Raw genomic sequence first — 16,611 nt, forward strand, 5'->3', positions numbered from 1 at the left:
TTGCGACCGAGCTATAAAACCCTGCAGCTGACGCAACTTTGTCCCGCCACTTGGTGATGCGCTCACCATGACAGCAACCAATCACTCTGTCAGCTGAATTTTCAGACAGGTTCTTCAATAAAGCCAAGTTCAAGCCTCCCCGCAGACAAAAAAATAACTTCTTCTTTATAAAATCAAAAATAAACGACTCTCACTCGATAATCATCGGATGTAAATTTACACATCCGATTTAATCTCAAGATATCGTAATTTTGCCACACTCAAAAATGTTCTTTCTACTCCACGTTTAGCTGTTGATAATTCTTAAAACATAAAATTATGAATAACCCTAACATCAGATTTAATTAATAAAAAATCCAAATAAAAACACCCTAATAATTCCCAAAACGAATTATTGTATATTAACTAACAATATATTCAGAGCCATTTTTACGTAGTTTTTTATTGTCATACATTAACCGATCAGCCTCTCTTAGAGCTGATTTCAATGAGCTGACTGATGGGTCTACACAAGCGACTCCTAGACTTGCACCTGAGTATTCAAAGTTGCAACTTTCAAAGTGATACGTGCCAATCAATAATGGTGCTAACCGATTACGGATTGCGTCAACACTTCCTTCCAGACCATCTGTACTTGGGGGTGCTATCTGCCCGATTACAATAAACTCATCTCCGCCAAAGCGCCCCAGCATATCATCCGCACGGAGTCCCTCTGATAGGCGTCGGCCCGCTTCGATCAAAAACTTATCCCCTACCTCGTGCCCATACGTATCATTGATCGTTTTAAAACCATCCATATCAATAAAAACAACGAGTACCCACTGACCTGTGCGTTTTGCCAGAGTAAACAATCGATCCAACTCCACTAAAATTGCACGACGGTTAGGGAGATCTGTCAAAACATCATAATTTGCTGCGTAGAGTTCGTCTTGACGACGTAACGACGAGTGCCTGATCGCAAGAGCAGCTAGCACAATAAAGACAATACCAAGCAAACCAATGAGTGCGGTTATCCAGAAGTGTTGTCTTCGCATAGGCTCAACTCGTTCCAACGAAGCTAATGTAAACAATTGATAATGCGTGCCACTCAATGGTCGACGTTTTACTAAATACTGTTTGCCATCAATAAACCATAGGTTTTCATAAGTTGGGTTAGAAATGGCTCGGACAGTCAGCACCTCACCCAATTCTTCCTCACCATCCGGTGGCAAAACAGTGCCTTCCGGCAAAAGCCGAGCAACATTTCTCAACATAAATGCCGGCACAGATGAAGTAATAATGCGTCCTTGACGGTTCACAATTAATGCAGTGTGCCGTCCTGTCAGGTAAGTAGCGACATCTGGCGCATCGAACTTCACCGTAACTGAACCTTGTGGTTCATCACCTGCATCGTCAATACGACTGGTCACAAAATAGGACGGAGTTTTATTCAATCGTGCGATACCGAATGAAGAACCTTTGCCTGTTTGAAGCGCTTCAATCAGATAAGGTCGTCCAGAGTAAATCATACCTACGATACTGTCACTTTCAGCCCAATTGCTGGCAGTCACCGTATCATCAGACATATTATTCATATAAATGCGGGCATAACGAAGATCAGCAGCCAATCTGTTCATTACCTCGCCAACCTTGCGCACTAAAGGATCATGCGTAAATTCAACAGCACGCTGTTGACGGGTCAGATTGGCAAATCCAGGGGGGTCTGTCCGATATCTTACCGCAAGCCTTATGACATCAGCATTTCCAGCAACCATATTGGCAATGCTGGACATCTCAGTAAATACACGGTCCATTACATGAGCTGTGGTAGTTGACTCATAGTCTACACTTACAGCCACATCGTTGAGTTCTGCTTTTATAATAGCCTGCGATACCCACCAACCCGTACCAGCTAAAAACAGCAACCATATCATCACGGCTACAAACGTTATCTTGCCAAAAACAGATAACGTATTTTGAGCGCGTGTATCTAGATGGCGCCGAACCTTGCTCACACCACCCTCACAAGGTAGTATTGGAATGCGATCATCACAGTAACCAAAGATTTCCCCCCACTTTATAACTTGCTAAGAAATAGCTCCCTAGTGGTCTGCTCCTCAAAAAGCATTAGTTTCTATCATAAATGCGTATTGAAAACCAAACTGCCATTATGGCATTTTGGTCATTTTTTATAACGTACTTATATCATGTGCTACTTAAACTTGGTGGCGATTATTTCGATAAAATCGTCATCTTAAAATACCTCATACTTAAAAAATGCGCACAATAAACTCAAATAAACTGCCTCATATGCGCGGACAAAGTAGACCTTCTTACCATTCATACATACATACATAATGATTAGCTTCAGCCTACTCCTGCCGACCAATAATCAACCCACTATTATCAATAATATCGACATTGGTTATGCCTCCAATTGCAGCGCCACCAAGACCGCTAAGGCTACCAGCCAACCCATTCCCGTTATTGCCGTTTATGCCAGCGTCCCCATTGGCTCCAGAGATTCCCCACGCACCACCATGCCCGCCATTACCACCACGGCCGGCATTCGTACCGCCGGCGTCACCCAAGGCACCGGCACCTGACGCCAAGTTAAAACCTTGCCCAGTCCCGCCTGCACCACCGGTGCCACCGTCAGTATAAACATTCTGGATCTGCTCGAATGTACGATAGATCTTAAAGAATGAGGTTCCGCTCACCCCACCATCCGGAGTTCCTCTATAATATCTCGCTCCGTTTATGTCATAAAACGTTGTACTAAAGCTCTGATTATCCCACCTTAAAAGCTCTTGCCCACCCCAGCTAATAATAACGCGACTGAAGTTATTAACCCAGGTCCATCCGTAACCATTGCCGCGAAGATCCCCCTCCGTTGGCTCTCTGACAGTAACATTCTGCGCATAGGCACCGCCGCCGCCCTTCCCGCCTTGTCCGCCGGAGCCACCGCCGCCACGAATAATCCCCTTATTGATCAGCTGAAGATTGTTACCGTTTTTTCCTTTAAAATTGGCATGAAGAGCAATCCCGCCATTACCTGCGCTGGCTACAGACCATTTACCGCCACTTCCCGATATGAAGGCTCCGGCCTCAATCTCAAGTGTCAGTTTACCGTCGAACGATCCGGCTTGCCCTGATGCTGCATCTGTAACGGCTAATGCGGCTGCTCCCGACATATTGCCAAAATCAACACCGCTGATAATAAGCCTTTTAGCCTTGTCACTTGCCCAGTCATCGGGCGTGAAAAAGCTCTTAATCAGGGTGTTATATTGCGTGGCGCTTGTGACTTTAACAACGAGCTCATTGGCCTTGCCATAGAAATCACTGAACATGATCTTCCCTGATGGTTTTTCAGCTAAGGCTCGGACAGCAGGATCATTTAAAGAAAAAGGGGCGTTGGAAGCACGCCCTAATTCTGCATTAATCATCGCTGCCGTCATCATACCGGAAAGAGGTAGTGTCATGATACATTGGCTCCGATGTCCCCACTTGCCATGAGATCTCCGTCAATGTTCACAGTTCCTGTGAACTGAGGATTTGCGCTCTTCGCATAATCACTGAGCAGCTGGTCAACTTCCTGTTTGGTGTAATAAGTGTTCAAGTCTTCCGGCTGTACAGCGGTTTCCGCCAACTCGCCTTGTTCTGTTGTGGCTGCACCAACATCAGCAGCACTCAGATGAACTTCGGCCTCGCTGTGACCGTTTACGCTTTTTACGCCGCTACCAGCATTCTCTCTGGCTTTTTCAGCCCAGTGCCAAGCTGAGAACCCTTGATGTTCACCATCATCCACCAGCTCATCAACCGATGCCTGAGCCCAGTCACGGGCAAAGGCTACCTGCTGATCCGCCAGCATCTGCGAAGCTTCTGCATCCGCTGCATGTTGTGCTGCAGACCGGTCGCTTGCAGCTGCATTATTCTCAGCTTTTTCTGCACCGGTCTGAGCTGCAAGTGCTGCCGGAGTAACATCACCAACAGGTCCTGGCACCAGAACCAAATTCAGAACAAGTTCCGGACTTTCCCCTGTTATCGTTGCTGATGGGGTATCACCTGCTGCAACAGTACCGATAGACAATTGTACCGGAGCCCCGTCTTTGCCTTGAGTTCCCGTAAGATAGATCGGCGAGCTCCAGCCATTCGCAATTTTCTCATAAACAGCTGCACGTTGTTCCCCGGTATCGATGACCAGAACACGAAACCCTGTGACAGCACCGCTATGCTTATTCAGACCGTTCGGCGTTAATTCCGTTGCATCCCAGCCAATCGCTGCACCATAAGCGCCCGCATCCAGCTCCTGAGCAGTACCGATACCAACATAGCGCCATTCCCGCCCTGTGCCTTGGAAAGAGGCTGCGATATGATAAGCGCCGCCACGTACATGAAAGCTTGCCAATCCCTCGCTATCGGCCTGAAACGGATTCCCAAGACCAATGGCGCCTTCCCGATCCTCGTACAGTACGGCCAAAGCACCGGTCGCTTCATCCCGTACAGTTACAAATGCACGGGGAATAACATTGCCCTGCAAATCAGTGATGGTTGAATGCCACTTTGCAAATGCCATAGCTCAATCCCGTCAGTTCACACGTGGCCCGCGAATATCGCCCTGACCACCGTCGAAAATAATAAATGAATGTCCGTTGATTGCCTTGCCACAGTCTGCAAAGGGGTTACCGCCACCACCTGTCTGTCCTGCAGCGCCACCGGGATATCCTATGGAGGGCATTCCCGGTTGTTCTGAACTTGCTGCAAGATTGCTCAGCATCTGCGATCCGGCGAGATACCCTTGCCCGCCGCCACCGCCATAGCGGAAACCGCCACCGGCAGTTTGCACAAGGCCGCCGCCACCACCGCTCCAGATCTGATGATTATCCTTTAAACGCACGGGATAACGTGTGTAGAGAGCATCGCCACCGGTTTCAGCTTGAATATCAGGGTTTATGAAAGCACCATTACCGCCTTTACCCTGAATGCGACCTTTAACCTGCAAGGTCAGTTTGCATCCGGATGGCCAGTTACCAACATCAAATGCCGGCTGGTAAACACTCTGCGAGCCGACAATGACCCCAGCAGAAACAATGCAGATGATATCATCATTAGCGGTCGGCGCCGGATACAACTGATCATAAGCCACCCGCCAGTTAAAGTTCAGCGTATTGCTGTCGATGATGATAGTCCGGTTATCCAGATCTTCACTTGAGAACTCAACAAATCGCATTTCGTCTGCTGTTATGTCAAAGCCGGTATCGGTCGGTAGAAGCCGAGTGATTTGGATCGGCACCGCCTCCTGTTCACCCGCAGCATTCTGGAGCGGGCGTGCAAACAACCGGTAGCCGCGACCAAGAGCCGGCGGCTGGATGTCAGGATCGAGGAAAGTGCTAAACCGGAACTGCCGTGGCGGATCCACAAACCGGCCGAGCATGATTTCATTCACACGCTGAGCAATCGGCCGGCCGAAGCGCGGTACCCATGACGAATAGATTGTTTTGATTGCTGCGCCGCCATAATCTTCCTCTGCCTCTAAGTTCACATCAAATTGCATTGAGTGATAAGATGTCGGCTCAGACGCCTTACTCAGCGGACTGGTGATACCGAAATATGTACTGACCTGAGACAAGCGGCGCTGTGGCTGTTCAGTAATCTGAAGCGAACCTTTGAGAATACTGCTATCATCAAACACGGCAGCATCCGTTTCAATCTTGCGCAAAACCGCGAGACGAATTGTCCGGCTGACATCATCCCACCATACAGATAAAGCCGCCTGCTCGATAAGTTCAGAGACCAGCTTATCAACGGCAGTCGGTTCAGCAATAATTCGGGTATAGAGTCGGCGCAGGAACGCACCGGTCTCCGCTTTCCAGTTATCAAGCCGGATATACTCAGCCGGCACGCCCGCATAATTCACGAACAAATCACGAATGATATCTGCCGGATCCTGACCATTGTAGCGGATACAGACCTGAACACGATCTTGCGCCTTGTGCTCAATAGCCAGTGTGCCTTCCTGCCCTCGGGTCAGTGTAAGTGTGTCTCCTGAACGGGTGAAATAACAAATTTCCTTACCCGCGATGTTCACCACACCCGATTGCGGATATTCCAGATCACCGATACCGGCAGGCGCAATAACGGCCGTCATAGCACTCGCTGTGATACCCGATACAATAAACCCGCGAGAAACCACCGGTGCTTTTGCTCTGTCACCGTCAGCCATTTTCAAAGCGTCTTTAGCGACGATCTTATACCGGCCGTCAAGCGAAGCACTTTGAAAGCTCTCCATCACAAAATGGCGTGTTTCCATCTGCTCAAGGGACTGACCAAGCTCCCCGCGAATCAGCCGGATTGCCCGTCCACGCAGATAAGGATGGCGGGCGCGAAACTTTCCCCAGAATGTCCCTTTCTCAAAAGGATCATAGCTGCGCTCCTGCACATATTTATCGAAGCCTTTCCCCGTATCCGGATACAGAAAATCACTCATCGTGACATCCAGAGACGCTCTCGTACCGAGATTTTCGCCAAGCGAAACTGTTGCCGGCATGAAGGAGATATCCTCAATACAGGCCGCCGTATAATCGATACCACTCTCGGGCAGGTAACTTGTACCTATGGTGAGACTGGCAGCTCAGAACTGGCCGGTTCATGTAGCGCGGGCATCAGATGAAGTCAGAAAGCAGAGTGGCGCATGAATGTTGACCTGATCATTTATGAAGCCTTGCTTGCACAGTTCAGGGCAGTCAGTTTCGCACCACATAAGGTCGATATTGCATGGCCTGGTACAGACTATACGCCCAAAGCTGGTGTCCCGTATCTGCGGCCTTCAGTTCTGCCGAATACGACGAGATCTCCTTTTCTCTCACTCGATGCTGAAAACCACTATCTCGGGCTGTTTCAGGTTCTTATCTGTGATGTGAGCGGGAGTGGTGGCATTAGAGCCCGCGAGATTGCTGGCCGGATCACACAAGCGTTCGTACGCGGTTCGGCCATCACCAGAGACAATGTTTCAATCCATGTCAGTGCACCGCCGACAGTCGGCAATGACATGCAGGAGCCGGACAGGCTCATTGTTCCGGTAACAATCCCTTATTTTTCTTTTGCCTAACAGGAGACTTCACCATGGCAAATACCAACATGGGTACAAAGTTCTATATCAGCGCGACAATCGCTCCGAATGATCTGGCGCTTACTGATTTCGAAGCCATTGATGACTGGGTTGAGGTCGCAAAAGTCGGTAATATCGGTGAAACCGGCTCTCAGGTGAATATCCTGAACTATGACACCATGGATACGACAGTGACCCAGAAAGCAAAGGGCATTATCAATGCCGGCGATCCGACGATTGAGTGCTCCTATGTGCCAACAGATCAGGGGCAGCTGGCTATGCGGGCGGCAGCGAAGACGAACTTCAACTATGCGTTCAAGATCGTTCACAATGATAAGCTGACGCCGGCCGGTTCCGGTACCACGCATTTCAATCGTGGCTTGGTAGCGGGACCTTCAACACCTAACGGCGGTGTTGAGGATTTCATTCTCAACGTGTTCACCTTGGCACTTAATCAGGAGCAGCTCACTATTCCGGCGGCGTGATGATGAAGGGCATGGGGGGGGATTTAGTCGCTCAAACGGTAAGGACACTTCTGAGTATTGTATGTCAGTCCAAATATCTCATTATGAGGTATAGGTCAGTCATAGAGATTATTTGGTGAGCGAAGCCATATGATAGGAAACTAAAGCATTTGCATGGTCATGCCCAAGTCCATGCTCGAATTTGAGTATGGCGACCATCTCCATATGCTTTTTACCGTTTATCCGGCATAAAATTTCTAGTCAATGAGAGATTGATTTTCCGTATGTTTTCTCAATAGATGGAAAGTAAGAAGCAAACCTTTTACATTCTTATCTGTGGCCATTGTGTTACCCTCAATATGATTCAATATTCTTCATTTGAGGTTGAGATACTTCAAAGCTTCGTTGAGCTGATTTTGCAGTAAATTCTTAAAAACCATATGCTAGCATTTTTGCATGTCTAATGTGGATGTGTCACTCAATGAGTTTTGGTAGGTTTAGATGGATCACCCCATAATAAATCATGTTCCCCAAGCTGAGGCATTCACGCATGTGAGAATTATTATCGGTATAATTCTTGGCCTATGTATCTCACGAATATTAACGGGAGTTGCTCGCCTCATCCAGCACCCAGGCAAGCAAAAGGCATATTTAATTCATCTAGCTTGGGTTGGATTTCTGCTATTATCAGTCGTTCATTTCTGGTGGTTAGAATTTGAGCTTCGATCAATACAAATTTGGACATTCGAAAAATATTTGTTTGTGCTGTTTTATGCCGGATTATATTTTTTATTGTGTACTCTGCTATTCCCAGACAGCATAGAAGAATACAGCGGCTATAGAGATTACTTCATGTCGCGAAGGAAATGGTTCTTTGGATTGCTAGTAGTTCTCTATGCAGCTGATATTGTTGATACGCTGCTGAAGGGTTGGGGGCATTTTGAGTTATATGGGCCTGAATACCCAATTCAGGCTGCCCTCTTCATGTTTTTTAGTCTTGTTGGGGCAATGATCAGCAATATTAAGTTTCATACTATTTTTGCGATAATAGCCTTAATCTATCAGATAACATTTGCCTTGAGGCATTTCGCTACTCTCAATTAATAATACTCTATCTTATGAAGGCGGCTTAAGTCGCCTTTCCTGTTTTTTGCCTCTGCCAATAAAATTGCTCAGGTCTTTGTTGCCGCACAGATCATTATTGGCAATGCATATACTGTCATCTCAGGGGCTCTTAGTTCTCTCACCGGTGATTTTGATAGTTCAAGTGCACTGATTATAGCCGGTACCGGCCTTCTATCTATGGCCTTTGCCCAATTGTCCTACGTGCTGCTGACATCAGTGGTCGGGGCTTTTAAAGCCATTGCTGCGGCCATGCTGGCCAATCCTTTTGGTCTGCTGATCGGCGCAATCGGAGCCGCAATCACAGCGTCATATCTGTTCCGTGACGAACTGGCTCAGATATTCGGTTTTGATGTGATCGATGCTGCCAAAGACAGCGTGAACAAAATCATCGGCGCGTTTGTCGCTGGCTATAACATTATCGTAAAATACTGGGAAAACCTCCCTGCCATGTTCTCCGCGATCGGTGCGAAAGCATGGAACGCTCTGATTGAACAATTTGAGACTGAAAGCCTTTGGGTTGAAATCGGCGGGAAAAGGTTCACGCTGTTTGACGGTCTGGATCTGTCAGGTTTCAAGAAAAATGTGACGGATACTCAGAAGGATATCATCGCAGATGCGAAATCAATCTGGGATGATGCTTTAGCTGAGGATTATGTTGGTGCACTTAGCACAGGGCTGGAGAAAGTCTGGAAGTCTGCTGATGAAGCCGTCAGTAAGATCAAAGACCTGAATGCTGAACTTGAAGGTGATGCCAAAGAGCCGGCCGGCGGGGCACTGGGTGCATCCGGTGATAAAGGCAAAGGCGGCAAGGGAGGGCGCTCCCGCGCGGATCGCGCCGCAGAGAAAATCGCCCGTGAAATGCAACACCGGCTTGAAGCTTTACAGGATGGTTTGCGCACGGAAGAAGAAGCGCGGGCAGCGGCCTACTTGCGTGACCTTGAAACTCTGCAATGGCATCTGGAAAACAAGAAGCTGACAGAGCAGGAATATCTGTTCTGGCGGGAACGGCTTGAGGCTGATCATCAGGCTAAACTGAATGAAATCCGTGTGCAGCAGTATACCGGTGCTCTGGATGCGGCTTCTGATTTCTTCGGAGCCATGTCCTCGATGCAGGATAGCGGTAATGCGGGCATGCTAAAGGCTCAGAAAGTCTTTTCTGCAGCTTCTGCGCTTATTAATGCTTATCTTGCAGCCTCTCAGGCTCTGGCTGATCCGACAATTCCGTTCTGGGGTAAGTTTGCTGCCGTTGCAGCTGTGCTGGCAAAGGGCATGTCACTTGTGGCTGCAATCCGTTCAGGATCAAAGTCCTCATCCGGAGGTGGCGGAGGCGGATCTGCTTCTGCCCCGCAAGCAAGCGCGGCACCACCGGCAAAACAACAAAGTACCCAGCAAGCCATTGAACTCAAAATGCATGGTGAGGTGTTCACGAAGCAGACGGTTGCGGATCTCATTGAGAAGATCAACGAGATGGGCAGCGACAATCATCAGCTCATTATCAGGACAGCATAATGTCAGTCGTTATTTCTCAAAATATTGCTCTGATGCGGCTGGAAGGCGGTGGTACGAATAAACCGCTGATCGGCTGGCACAATCTGGTGCAGAGGAACAACATCCGTGCAGATATTGAGGATCAGTACTTTCCTGCGATTAATCTGGCCAATCCTTCAACTGCTCAGCAATGGCGTTCAACAGCTACAACAGAACAGTCGCTTTATGTGCTTGTTCAATCAACCGTACCGGTGGATTATATCGGTCTTGCCCGCCATAGCTTCCCCAAGAGTTCCCCCGTGATTGCGGGTTTGGCTGGCTGGAAAGCGATATCCAACCGGCCACTGAGCGGTTTGAGAGCGAGCTCGTCGTGAGTTTCTCCCTGCAAATAAGAGCGATAGCCGTATGAAACGACTGACCTTCATTGAGATTGATCTGGATTATTGCGCTCTGCGTTTCGGCGAGGGCGCTTGTAATGCAGCAGTCGGCGAGAAATGCTTTAACACCAAGGCGACATGCAAGGCGCGGCCGCGTTTTGTGAATGAGCCTGTGACGCTACGGTTCGCTATGCCGCGCCCTTGCCGGCCGTTTGTGCCGTATTCAACATGAGCCCCGTAATTCGCAGTAAAGCTCGCCCAGATCGTGTTACCGATTTCCGTTCCGGCAATTGCCAGAGTGTATTGCGGGTTCAGTTCATATTGTTTCCGCTTACTGCCGGCGGGTAACGGCCTGTCGAGAGGCCGCGAACCATCAAGAGACACCACAACGCTTGCCCGCAGGAAACCTGTGTCCACCGGCACACGATCAATCATATCCTCAATGACAAATTGTGCAGCAGTCCGGAACGCAGCCAGCATCCGGCGCTGTGTCTGCATCACGAATGCATCCACCTGTGCAGCAAAGTTCTGTTGAACCATTAGTCTATGTTTTTCAGGAAGTTCAGCCTGATGAACTCTGTACATCGGCATCGGATATGTCTGCAAGCATGCGAAGCCTGTCAACGGCGCTCCATTCGGCTTTTTCAGCGATTTTGTTATGGGCGTCTGCTATTGCATCTGCAATGTCAGGTTTTGACAGGTTTTCTGAGCCCGTCTGTCGCGCAGTCTTCTCACTGTAACCGGCGCGTATCGCTGCTTGTGTAGCATTCAGATCGACAAGATATTCCGTAACGAAACGCTCTTGCTTTGTAGTAAGTGTCATTGCACCAGCCTGCCTGTTGAGGGCACTTCATCAGCCAGCCTCAACTGCTTATGTCGCGGTAAAGGCCTCTTGCTTTGGAGTAAGGGACACGATTAATTTCCGAAGTGGTATTGAGTGGTGTTAAGACTATACATAATCATCGCCATCATGCTGCGTAAGATAAAATTAATTCTGTTTTAAGTTGTGAAGCTTTGCACATCACGATATCTGGAAACTTATGAAACTCGACTTCACAACGCTTTTTGCAATTATTCTACTCAATTCAGTTGGCTTCGCGATTGTTTGGGCAATCATCTCCGTTTCCTATCGCAATTTAGTTGCTGCTCGCTATTGGTTTGCATCACTCATGATGACCTTTCTGAGCGGCCCATTTTTGATATTTGGAGAGCATTTTCCGTGGTTAAACTATGCGGGTAATGTGCTGGTAATTTTGGGCCTTGGCCTCTTATGGCAAGGCATACGTGTTTTCCTTAAAAAACCACCCCTTTGGGGTTGGCTCACCTTGCTAGTACTAACAAGTATTCTAGCAATGGTTTTTCTCGGCTTAAGCCAACCAGCCAACAACGTAATTTTTGCGGTTGGGCAAATTATCCCAATGGGAATGGCACTACTCACATTACTATTGACCCGAAATAGACAAATCGGAACGTGGGTGGCTGCTGGATCATGTGGTCTTTTAATTATCGGCCAAACATTAGAGGCCATAACCAACACGTTACGACTAGCCGATGCTATGAGTACAGATACGTACTATGATTTTGCCTCATGGTTTTTAGTTTTAGCAATCCTTGGAGTAAGCATTTCCAATTTAGGCTTTCTCCTAATGACAGTAGACCAGATGCGTAACGAACTTTACTCACTCGCAATACGTGATGATCTCACAGGTTTGCCTAATCGGCGCGCTCTAATGAAGCGGATGCATGATATCGAGAAAAAAGCTAAACGCTCACATCAATGTGTTACAACGCTGATGATCGATTTTGATAAATTCAAGAGCATCAACGACAATCATGGGCATTTAGCTGGTGATGCGGCTTTGATACATTTTTCTGACGTTATTAAACGTAGTTTGCAGAACAAAGGCTTCTTTGCCCGTATTGGCGGTGATGAGTTTTGCGTACTAATACCTGCTGTTGACTTATCAGAATCCAGTGTGCTCATAAAAAGTATAACGGAAGCTGTAATCTTAAATCCATTAATTTGGAGAGATACAGAATTCACCCTGTCTGTCAGTATTGGGAGCCATCATTGGAGTTCATTATCTGGAATACCACTCATGCTCAGTCTGTCACATGCTGATGACAATTTAATTCAAACTAAGTACGACAAAAAAGATAGCAGCACATTCACGCCTATCGTTTCTTAGGTTGATAAAAACCTCGACAGGAGGGTAACTGTCGAGGCTCTACAACGCTGTCATAGCTCATCGAAACCGAGCAAGGTAATCATTAACACTCATTTAAACGACGTCAATATAACCTGCTAAATTTATGTTTTTACTAAATTATTTCGTAATTTTATAGCAATATTTGAGACAATAAAAAACCCAGCTATGGCTGACTGGGCTAAATGGGCGTTAATATCCAGATCTCAAAACCACATGTTCTGAGTATAGTCGTAAGCTGCCAGCAAAACCAAGATAATCAATGCAATGATCAGTAACCGCATTTTCTCAACCAGGCGATATTGAAAGCCCCCGCATTACCAAGGGCTTTCTTCTTTTAATTTGAACTTTAGAACTTATAGTTCAAACCAACACGCACAGTATGGAAGTTGACCTTAGTCTCTGCGGAATATTTGGTATAACCACGCTGAGCATTCAATGTATCGATCTTACCGAGATCAGTATACAAATACTCTGTCTTCAATGACCAGTTGTTATCAAACGCGTATTCTGCACCACCACCGACAGTGTAGCCGGTCTTGGTTTTAGAAACGGTTGATTCATAGCCAGCATAGTTCATGTATGATTTTACATGACCATATGCCAAACCACCCGTAGCATAAACCATCAAGCGTTCTACAGGTGTATACCCAAGACGAACGCGCGCTGTACCAAACCAATCCACTTTAGTTTCAGCGTTGAATGTGTAAGGAGCGACACCGCCCGAGACACTTCCCTTCAAGCTGCCACCCTGAAAATCAGTCTCAACACCAACTACAAATCGGTCAAACTGCCAATTATAACCAACCTGAACTCCGCCAATAAAGCCACTTGGAGATGAGCGATATGTAGCTTCATCCAAGATTTCATAGTCGATTTCAGATTCTGGTGTACCAGGAAGAGGTGATTTACCTTCTGGTCGTTTTGTTTGAACGTTATGCTTAAACTTGCCCCATGCATAGCCAGCATTCACACCGACATAACCACCAGTCCAAGAAAATGTGTCAGCAACAACCGGTGCAGGTTCAGGAACGTACGTTGCAATCGCGTCAGCTGCATATGCCGATGACGACGCCAAAATTACACTCGCTGCTAAAGCTACTCTTTTCATGTAAATCTCCCCCACTTGATAAGAATGGAGAAATCATAACACCCATATATATCAGGCATCTATGATATTGTTGCAACAGTATGAACTTTTAATATATTAGATAACCATAAAAGAACGGCCAGCTATGTATAAAAGTTGATATCAGCACGCTTTCAAAGTGCGCTGCCCTACCTTTAGGCGAAGGCGGATAACAAAAAAGGCAGCCTATTAGCTGCCTCTCAAATCGGATTTCGCTTTAAACGCAAATCACCACAATACAAAATATAGTATATTCCGCTTAAGCGGGCAACAGCCTATTGTGTTTTATACCCCCAATGCACAGCCAGCGCGTCTAAACCGTCCTTGATATAATCACTATAGGTGGTCTTTTGGCGTTGTGTGATTGCAATGTCTGTAATCTCCATCCCCTGCCCGACGACCTTGATCATCAGGTCAAAGGCTTTGCGGCCAAGCAAAGGCTTACATTCATTCAACCGCTGCACCGCATCAATCATGCTGTCCGGCAGCGGATCGATGCCCTTGCCGCCATCCACCTGCTCGCGGCCATAGTCTATGGCAATTGTGCCTTTCGCGCCTGACCTCTCCCAATATTGCCGGAACCGCCCTGCCGCCGCCCATTGTGCATCATTGATATGGCCGCGTGAATAGAGTGTGCCAACCGCGCTCTCCTTGATGTTCACATAAGCTTTGATCTTCGGCGGGTTCCAGCTCTCGCCCGAATGATCCGGTGAATAAAACGGGTTTGGAACGCGATGCACCCGAATATCGGATTTGAGCGTTCCCACCTCGCCGCGGGAGATTGCCTTACGCTGTTCTTTAGATGGTGCAGCCATTGTATTTCCTTATTCAGCGCGCATCGTCGAAGATTAAAAAGTCAAAAAAGGTGAACAGAATGAATAAAACTGGTTTCGACATGAGACAGGAGAAAAACGGTACATGGACTGTTTTTGATAATTACTCCGGCAAAGCTGTTGTTCATAATGATGTAGAGCAAACGGGACTGACCGAAGATGAGGCAAATGAAATGCTTGAAACATTACGCCAAGATTTCATTGAAAAAAGCCCAGAAAAAACAAATCCGTAGCTGAATGACCTCTGCATATCACTGTGATTTTTATCTCATTCCCAAAGCGCCCATATAAAGTTGGATCATCGCTTTTTCTTCGAGACGCTCGTGTGTTTCTTTCTTGCGAAGGCGGATGATTGCGCGAATTGCTGGCGCATCGAAGCCTGAGCCTTTCAGCTCTGCAAACACCTCTTTGATATCATCACTGATAGTTTTCTTTTCTTCTTCAAGGCGTTCAATGCGCTTGATGAAGGCACGAAGCTGGCCGACTGCAATTGTCTGGGCGCTACCGTCGGTAATGTCGTCACTCATATGACTGCTCCTACCTGATTAAATGCATTGTTGGTCGGCCCATAAACCGTGCCTGTTTTGGCTTCCCAAAGTGAACCATCTGGGAATGTTCGCTTGCCCGTGGTTGTCCATGTGCCGTGATCAATATTCACCGCCAGAATGTCTCGGTTTCTGGTCGCATCGACCGGACTACTATGCTTACGGCCTTTGGCTTCTGCCCTTGCTTGATCGACTTCACGCACATATCGCACACTGTCATTGATGGGCTTCATCACTCGTTCGCACTCGCGGCGAAGCTCTGGCGGTGATGGCATGAAACCATGCTCGAGATTGGAGTGGCCTTTGATGATGTTATCGGTCGCAACTTCCAGACTGTGACGGGTCACGCCCTCCAGCGCCTTGAGATAAACACCGCGGGTCAGGTTCGGATCAGTAGCGCCCCGCGCCGGCAATACGGAGAGGATGTACATTGCTTTCTTGATGTCGGTTTCCGTAACCTGCATCGAGTAAGTCTGTGCTGTGGCTATCTGGTTCATTCGGGAGAATCCCTTCTTCGCGCAGGGCATCAGCCCAGATATCGGTGTGAGTTAGCTTGCGGCTGGCCGGACTGGCGCGCTGTTGCGCTACGTGTTGCCGGTTTTGCAGCCATTGCGGGTCGAAACCCTGCCAGCCATGGGCAATCATCGCATCGGCGGCGGCATTCGGATCCGGGCATTTGGAAAACTGACCGGCCAGCAATTGCGCGGCCCGAACCGTCAACGGCTTTTTAAGCGCCTTGCGGTGATCGATCACAGCCGCAGTGTGATCTTGGTCTAAGACCTTCATCAATTCGCTTTGGACAGATGTTTTTTCAGGCGCTCGCGCCTTAACTTCTGAACGTAGTGAAGAAGTAATAGGTTCTAATAATAGGTTACTGTCGCTTTCAGCTACTACCCCTCCCTGCTGTGAGCGACTACCGTAGTCGCTATTAGCTACTACCCCCTGCATATTGAGAGTATAGGTATTAGGGAGGTTTACACCCTCTTGCTGTCGACGATTGATGGACAAATATCCACCCTCTTCAAGCGTCTTTATCGCTCGAATAATCGTGTCCTTCCCTGCTCCACAGTCCTTGGAAAGAGCATTGATTGATGGGTAGCAATCACCACGTTCGTTGCTTGCATAATTGGCGAGCATCACGAGAACCATCTTTTCACGCATTGGTAAATCTTGCTGGACAGCCCATGCCATTGCCTGAAAGCTCATGCCGCGCTCCTATCTCTGGAAGCTGCTACAGAGTAATCGGACACGGCTTGCCGAAGAGCATCACAAAGGCTGCGCTGCTCTTCGACCTCATGTGCAGGACGCGGAGCTTTGCCTGCTCCATGCGTCTTGATCCATAGCTCCTTGCTGTAC

Annotated in this window: 18 protein-coding genes and 1 pseudogene; 7 read left to right on the top strand and 12 right to left on the bottom strand. The window is 47.8% G+C overall.

Going from position 1 to position 16,611, the window contains the following annotated elements; all coding sequences use genetic code 11:
* Positions 1-401: 401 nt before the first annotated feature.
* From K1X45_RS02655 to K1X45_RS02670, 4 genes are all read right to left on the bottom strand, one after another.
* A complete protein-coding gene (locus K1X45_RS02655; RefSeq protein WP_220159754.1) occupies positions 402-1,994 on the bottom strand; it encodes a sensor domain-containing diguanylate cyclase in 1,593 nt (530 codons plus the stop codon).
* 357 nt (positions 1,995-2,351) lie between these two features.
* Positions 2,352-3,461, bottom strand: a complete 1,110-nt coding sequence (locus K1X45_RS02660; protein WP_220159755.1) for a hypothetical protein — start codon at positions 3,459-3,461, stop codon at positions 2,352-2,354.
* Positions 3,458-4,555 (bottom strand): hypothetical protein, encoded by a 1,098-nt coding sequence (locus K1X45_RS02665; protein WP_220159756.1) that lies wholly within the window; start codon positions 4,553-4,555, stop codon positions 3,458-3,460. The genes K1X45_RS02660 and K1X45_RS02665 overlap by 4 nt, the downstream gene beginning before the upstream one ends.
* A 12-nt stretch (positions 4,556-4,567) precedes the next feature.
* Positions 4,568-6,526, bottom strand: a complete 1,959-nt coding sequence (locus K1X45_RS02670; RefSeq protein ID WP_220159757.1) for a hypothetical protein — start codon at positions 6,524-6,526, stop codon at positions 4,568-4,570.
* A gap of 144 nt (positions 6,527-6,670) precedes the next feature.
* Between K1X45_RS02670 and K1X45_RS02675 the strand changes: the two genes are divergently transcribed.
* Together K1X45_RS02675 and K1X45_RS02680 are read left to right on the top strand one after the other, a co-directional pair.
* Entirely contained in the window at positions 6,671-7,087 is a 417-nt protein-coding gene (locus K1X45_RS02675) for a phage tail terminator-like protein (RefSeq protein WP_220159758.1), read from the top strand.
* Positions 7,088-7,101: 14 nt separating this feature from the next.
* Positions 7,102-7,572 carry a hypothetical protein gene (locus K1X45_RS02680; protein ID WP_220159759.1) on the top strand — a complete coding sequence of 157 codons (471 nt, stop codon included), beginning with the start codon at positions 7,102-7,104 and terminating at the stop codon, positions 7,570-7,572.
* Between the two features lie 108 nt (positions 7,573-7,680).
* On the opposite strand, the pseudogene K1X45_RS02685 reads toward K1X45_RS02680, so the two are convergent.
* Positions 7,681-7,848, bottom strand: a pseudogene (locus K1X45_RS02685) (DUF4287 domain-containing protein).
* Between the two features lie 204 nt (positions 7,849-8,052).
* On the opposite strand from K1X45_RS02685, the gene K1X45_RS02690 reads away from it, so the two are divergent.
* The 3 genes from K1X45_RS02690 to K1X45_RS02700 all read left to right on the top strand — a co-directional run bounded on the left by K1X45_RS02690 (position 8,053) and on the right by K1X45_RS02700 (position 10,538).
* Positions 8,053-8,655, top strand: a complete 603-nt coding sequence (locus tag K1X45_RS02690; RefSeq protein ID WP_220159760.1) for a hypothetical protein — start codon at positions 8,053-8,055, stop codon at positions 8,653-8,655.
* Positions 8,656-8,853: 198 nt separating this feature from the next.
* Positions 8,854-10,185, top strand: a complete 1,332-nt coding sequence (locus tag K1X45_RS02695; RefSeq protein WP_220159761.1) for a hypothetical protein — start codon at positions 8,854-8,856, stop codon at positions 10,183-10,185.
* Positions 10,185-10,538, top strand: a complete 354-nt coding sequence (locus K1X45_RS02700; protein WP_220159762.1) for a hypothetical protein — start codon at positions 10,185-10,187, stop codon at positions 10,536-10,538. Before K1X45_RS02695 ends, K1X45_RS02700 begins: the two co-directional genes overlap by 1 nt.
* 66 nt (positions 10,539-10,604) lie before the next feature.
* On the opposite strand, the gene K1X45_RS02705 is transcribed toward K1X45_RS02700, so the two are convergent.
* Together K1X45_RS02705 and K1X45_RS02710 are read right to left on the bottom strand one after the other, a co-directional pair.
* Positions 10,605-11,081, bottom strand: a complete 477-nt coding sequence (locus tag K1X45_RS02705) for an HK97 gp10 family phage protein (protein ID WP_220159763.1) — start codon at positions 11,079-11,081, stop codon at positions 10,605-10,607.
* Between the two features lie 22 nt (positions 11,082-11,103).
* Positions 11,104-11,364, bottom strand: a complete 261-nt coding sequence (locus K1X45_RS02710) for a terminase small subunit (protein ID WP_220159764.1) — start codon at positions 11,362-11,364, stop codon at positions 11,104-11,106.
* A 217-nt stretch (positions 11,365-11,581) separates the two neighbouring features.
* Between K1X45_RS02710 and K1X45_RS02715 the strand changes: the two genes are divergently transcribed.
* Positions 11,582-12,730, top strand: coding sequence for a GGDEF domain-containing protein (locus K1X45_RS02715; protein WP_220159765.1), 1,149 nt, complete (start codon positions 11,582-11,584; stop codon positions 12,728-12,730).
* A 367-nt stretch (positions 12,731-13,097) separates the two neighbouring features.
* Here K1X45_RS02715 and K1X45_RS02720 read toward each other — a convergent pair whose 3' ends face one another.
* Both K1X45_RS02720 and K1X45_RS02725 read right to left on the bottom strand, forming a co-directional pair.
* Complete coding sequence (locus K1X45_RS02720; protein WP_220159766.1) at positions 13,098-13,859, bottom strand: outer membrane protein; 762 nt, start codon at positions 13,857-13,859, stop codon at positions 13,098-13,100.
* Positions 13,860-14,152: 293 nt separating this feature from the next.
* A complete protein-coding gene (locus tag K1X45_RS02725; RefSeq protein WP_220159767.1) occupies positions 14,153-14,692 on the bottom strand; it encodes a hypothetical protein in 540 nt (179 codons plus the stop codon).
* A gap of 59 nt (positions 14,693-14,751) precedes the next feature.
* Between K1X45_RS02725 and K1X45_RS02730 the strand changes: the two genes are divergently transcribed.
* Positions 14,752-14,943, top strand: a complete 192-nt coding sequence (locus tag K1X45_RS02730) for a hypothetical protein (RefSeq protein ID WP_220159768.1) — start codon at positions 14,752-14,754, stop codon at positions 14,941-14,943.
* Positions 14,944-14,973: 30 nt separating this feature from the next.
* On the opposite strand, the gene K1X45_RS02735 is transcribed toward K1X45_RS02730, so the two are convergent.
* Genes K1X45_RS02735 through K1X45_RS02745 form a run of 3 tightly spaced genes read right to left on the bottom strand, consistent with a single transcriptional unit; the run spans position 14,974 to position 16,461 of the window.
* The gene (locus K1X45_RS02735; RefSeq protein WP_220159769.1) at positions 14,974-15,237 is read right to left on the bottom strand and encodes a DUF2312 domain-containing protein; all 264 of its coding nucleotides are present in this window, start codon (positions 15,235-15,237) and stop codon (positions 14,974-14,976) included.
* Positions 15,234-15,719, bottom strand: coding sequence for a hypothetical protein (locus K1X45_RS02740; RefSeq protein WP_220159770.1), 486 nt, complete (start codon positions 15,717-15,719; stop codon positions 15,234-15,236). The genes K1X45_RS02735 and K1X45_RS02740 overlap by 4 nt, the downstream gene beginning before the upstream one ends.
* Positions 15,646-16,461, bottom strand: coding sequence for a helix-turn-helix domain-containing protein (locus tag K1X45_RS02745; protein WP_220159771.1), 816 nt, complete (start codon positions 16,459-16,461; stop codon positions 15,646-15,648). Before K1X45_RS02745 ends, K1X45_RS02740 begins: the two co-directional genes overlap by 74 nt.
* Between the last annotated feature and the right edge of the window lie 150 nt (positions 16,462-16,611).

This window comes from Pseudochrobactrum sp. Wa41.01b-1, from assembly GCF_019464455.1.
Lineage (GTDB): Bacteria > Pseudomonadota > Alphaproteobacteria > Rhizobiales > Rhizobiaceae > Pseudochrobactrum > Pseudochrobactrum saccharolyticum.

Coding starts and splice junctions, on each gene's coding strand:
- K1X45_RS02660 (WP_220159755.1), bottom strand. CDS start 3,461: ATGACACTACCTCTTTCCGGTATGATGACGGCAGCGATGATTAATGCA.
- K1X45_RS02665 (WP_220159756.1), bottom strand. CDS start 4,555: ATGGCATTTGCAAAGTGGCATTCAACCATCACTGATTTGCAGGGCAAT.
- K1X45_RS02670 (WP_220159757.1), bottom strand. CDS start 6,526: ATGCCGGCAACAGTTTCGCTTGGCGAAAATCTCGGTACGAGAGCGTCT.
- K1X45_RS02675 (WP_220159758.1), top strand. CDS start 6,671: ATGAATGTTGACCTGATCATTTATGAAGCCTTGCTTGCACAGTTCAGG.
- K1X45_RS02680 (WP_220159759.1), top strand. CDS start 7,102: ATGGCAAATACCAACATGGGTACAAAGTTCTATATCAGCGCGACAATC.
- K1X45_RS02690 (WP_220159760.1), top strand. CDS start 8,053: ATGGATCACCCCATAATAAATCATGTTCCCCAAGCTGAGGCATTCACG.
- K1X45_RS02695 (WP_220159761.1), top strand. CDS start 8,854: ATGGCCTTTGCCCAATTGTCCTACGTGCTGCTGACATCAGTGGTCGGG.
- K1X45_RS02700 (WP_220159762.1), top strand. CDS start 10,185: ATGTCAGTCGTTATTTCTCAAAATATTGCTCTGATGCGGCTGGAAGGC.
- K1X45_RS02705 (WP_220159763.1), bottom strand. CDS start 11,081: ATGGTTCAACAGAACTTTGCTGCACAGGTGGATGCATTCGTGATGCAG.
- K1X45_RS02710 (WP_220159764.1), bottom strand. CDS start 11,364: ATGACACTTACTACAAAGCAAGAGCGTTTCGTTACGGAATATCTTGTC.
- K1X45_RS02715 (WP_220159765.1), top strand. CDS start 11,582: ATGAAACTCGACTTCACAACGCTTTTTGCAATTATTCTACTCAATTCA.
- K1X45_RS02720 (WP_220159766.1), bottom strand. CDS start 13,859: ATGAAAAGAGTAGCTTTAGCAGCGAGTGTAATTTTGGCGTCGTCATCG.
- K1X45_RS02725 (WP_220159767.1), bottom strand. CDS start 14,692: ATGGCTGCACCATCTAAAGAACAGCGTAAGGCAATCTCCCGCGGCGAG.
- K1X45_RS02730 (WP_220159768.1), top strand. CDS start 14,752: ATGAATAAAACTGGTTTCGACATGAGACAGGAGAAAAACGGTACATGG.
- K1X45_RS02735 (WP_220159769.1), bottom strand. CDS start 15,237: ATGAGTGACGACATTACCGACGGTAGCGCCCAGACAATTGCAGTCGGC.
- K1X45_RS02740 (WP_220159770.1), bottom strand. CDS start 15,719: ATGCAGGTTACGGAAACCGACATCAAGAAAGCAATGTACATCCTCTCC.
- K1X45_RS02745 (WP_220159771.1), bottom strand. CDS start 16,461: ATGAGCTTTCAGGCAATGGCATGGGCTGTCCAGCAAGATTTACCAATG.